Annotated in this window: 3 protein-coding genes; all 3 read right to left on the bottom strand. The window is 69.5% G+C overall.

Going from position 1 to position 2,676, the window contains the following annotated elements; genetic code table 11:
- Positions 1–863 (bottom strand): 3-hydroxyacyl-CoA dehydrogenase (locus tag EQG76_RS04065; protein ID WP_159710845.1); only part of this gene is annotated, 863 nt, incomplete at its 3' end.
- Positions 864–873: 10 nt separating this feature from the next.
- The gene (locus tag EQG76_RS04060) at positions 874–1,662 is read right to left on the bottom strand and encodes an SDR family oxidoreductase (RefSeq protein WP_159710843.1); all 789 of its coding nucleotides are present in this window, start codon (positions 1,660–1,662) and stop codon (positions 874–876) included.
- A gap of 15 nt (positions 1,663–1,677) precedes the next feature.
- Complete coding sequence (locus EQG76_RS04055; protein WP_159710841.1) at positions 1,678–2,457, bottom strand: HpcH/HpaI aldolase family protein; 780 nt, start codon at positions 2,455–2,457, stop codon at positions 1,678–1,680.
- Positions 2,458–2,676: the final 219 nt, after the last annotated feature.

Genomic DNA, 2,676 nt, shown 5'->3' with positions numbered 1-2,676 from the left:
TCGAGCGGCAAGCGGGCACGGCGATCGGCCAACACCTTCTGCAGCACTTCCGGCGCCTCCCAGTCGACCCGCCGCTGCTGGTCGACATGCATCTCACGATACATGTGCTGGAAGCGAGCGATGTAGTCGGCGATGCCGCCCGGCGCGTTCAGGTCGATGGTCTCGAACGGGCCCATGAACGACCAGCGCAGCGCCAGGCCGTGCTTGACCGCGGCATCCACGTCCTCCGGACCGGCGAAGCCGTCGGCGACTAGGCGGAAGCCTTCCTCCAGCAGCGCGCCCTGCAGGCGGTTGACCACGAATCCGTCGATCTCGCGGCCCATCACCACCGGCTTCTGGCCGATGCCGGCCATGACCTCGACAGCGCGGCGCATGGTCTCGGGCGCCGTCCATGGCGCGGGCACCAGCTCCACACAGGGGATCAAGTGAGGCGGGTTCAGGGGATGGGAGACCAGGCAGCGTTCCTTGCCCGGCAGGCCCTCGGTGAAGGAGGAAGGGACCAGTGCAGAAGTCGAGCTGCCGAGCACGGCGGTGGCGGGAGCCAGCCGGTCCAGCTCGCGCCACAGCTCCTGCTTCACGTCCAGCTTCTCAGGCGCGCTCTCCTGCATCCAGGCGGCACCGTCCAGCGCCGTGGCGAGGTCGGGTGCCGTGCGGATCCGGGCCAGGACCTCGGCCGGCTGCTGGCCCTGGAGGAGGCCGGCTTCATGGAGGTCGTCGGCAATGGTGCGGGCGAGCTCCAGGCTCTTTTCCGCAGCCCCTTCGACGGGGTCCCACATCGCGACGTCCCAGCCGCCGCGCGCGAACGCGACCGCCCAGCCTCGACCGACCAGCCCGCAGCCGACGATCGCCACCTTCTCCGCCATCACCAGATCCTCACAAGCTCTCGACATTGCCGCACACGCCGAGCGACTGCCCGGACAGGTTGCGGCCCAGGGACGAACACAGGAACAGGACGGTGCCGGCGACATCGTCGCCGCTCACCATCCGCCGCAGCGACACGCGCTCCAGATAGCGCCGCTCCATCTCGGCGGCCTCGACGCCCATCTCCTGGGCGCGGGCCTCGATCACGCCTGCCATGCGCGGCCCCTCGACGATGCCGGGCAGGATCGCGTTCACCCGGATCCCGGCCGGACCCAGCTCCTTGGCGAGCGACTGGGTCAGGCCGATCACGCCCCATTTCGCCGCGGCATAGGGGGTGCGGAAGGCGTAGCCGAGCCGGCCGGCGGTCGAGCTGATGTTGACGATGCAGCCTTCCAGGTTGCGCTTGAGCAGCGGCACCGCCAGGCGGGTGACCAGGAACATGCCGGTCAGGTCGACCTCCAGGCAGCGCCGCCACTCGGCCGGGTCGATGGTCTCAATCGCCCCGGTGGGTCCGGCAATCCCGGCATTGTTGACCAGCGCGTCGAGCCCGCCCAGCTCCCGCGCCACGTCGGCGAAGAGCTGCTCGACCCCTGCATCCACAGCCACGTCGCATACGCTGCCCGACAGGTTCAGATGCGCGTCGGTCAGGGCGCGCAGCGCCGTCTCGTCGGTGTCGCAGATATGGACGCGGGCCCCAGCCTTGAGCAGAGCGAGCGTGATCGCCTGGCCGATGCCCGATGCCCCGGCCGTGACCAGCACCCGGTAGCCCGGCGGCAGCAGCAGGCTCGGCTCGACGGTCACTCTTTCCTCCGGGGCTCAGCCACGCAGGGCCTTCATCTCCTGGATGCCGCGGCTCATCGCAGAACGCAGCACCGCGACATCGGTGCCATAGCCCAGGCAACGGTAGCCGCGCTCGACCTGGGCCTTCATGAAAGTCATGTCGGCATCGGCGCTGGCAGCGGTCTTGCCGGTGTTCTTCGCCGCGGCGGCCAGACCCTCGAAGGCGCGGATCATCACCGGATCCTCGAACCGGCCGGGCATGCCGAAATCGTCCGACATGTCGAAATGGCCCATCCAGCCGATGTCGATGCCCGGCGTGGCCAGGATCGCCTCGGCATTCTCCAGACCCTTCTTCGTCTCGATCAGGCCGATCAGCGCGATCCGCTCGTTGGCGGCCTTCTGCGCCTCCAGGGCACCCACGGCCCGGTAGCCTTCCTGGGCGAAGCCGAACGCGCAGCCACGCTTGCCTTCCGGGCGGTAGCGCGACCACTCGACCAGCTCGCGTGCCTCCTCCGCCGTTTCCAGCATCGGCACCATGATGCCGTCCACGCCGGCATCGAGCAGGGTGGCGACATGGGCGTAGGACTTGGCCGCGGGCCGGGCCCAGACGGCGATGCCGAGCCCGCGGGCAAAGGCGACCTGCTGCTTGATCGTCTCGACGCCGACCCCGCTATGCTCGGTGTCGAGCAGCACAAACTCGCAGCCCGAGGCGTGCAGGAGCGCGGTCAGGCCCGGCGTGAAGAACTCGAACGCCATGGTCCCATAGGCCATGCCGCCGCCGTTCAGCTTCGCCCGCAACGCCGTCGCAGCATCCATGTCCAGCACTCCCCCTTATAGTCGGCGGGCGCAACCTAGACGTGGCGGGGCGGGGAGGCCAGGGGCGGCGCGGTCACGGGCAGGCTCAACTGGCCGCGCGGATGCGGACACGGACCGACTTGTAGGACGGCGTCCCGCTGCGCTGGTCATGGTTGGCCAGCGCCACCAGCCCGTTGGCTTCGGGATAATAGGCAGCGACGGTGCCGGCCGCGATGTCGT

The organism is Geminicoccus flavidas, assembly GCF_009806515.1.
Lineage (GTDB): Bacteria > Pseudomonadota > Alphaproteobacteria > Geminicoccales > Geminicoccaceae > Geminicoccus > Geminicoccus flavidus.
The sequence above is the reverse complement of the archived record's forward strand: the minus strand, read 5'-3'. Positions and strand labels throughout refer to the sequence as shown.

Coding starts and splice junctions, on each gene's coding strand:
- EQG76_RS04055 (WP_159710841.1), bottom strand. CDS start 2,457: ATGGATGCTGCGACGGCGTTGCGGGCGAAGCTGAACGGCGGCGGCATG.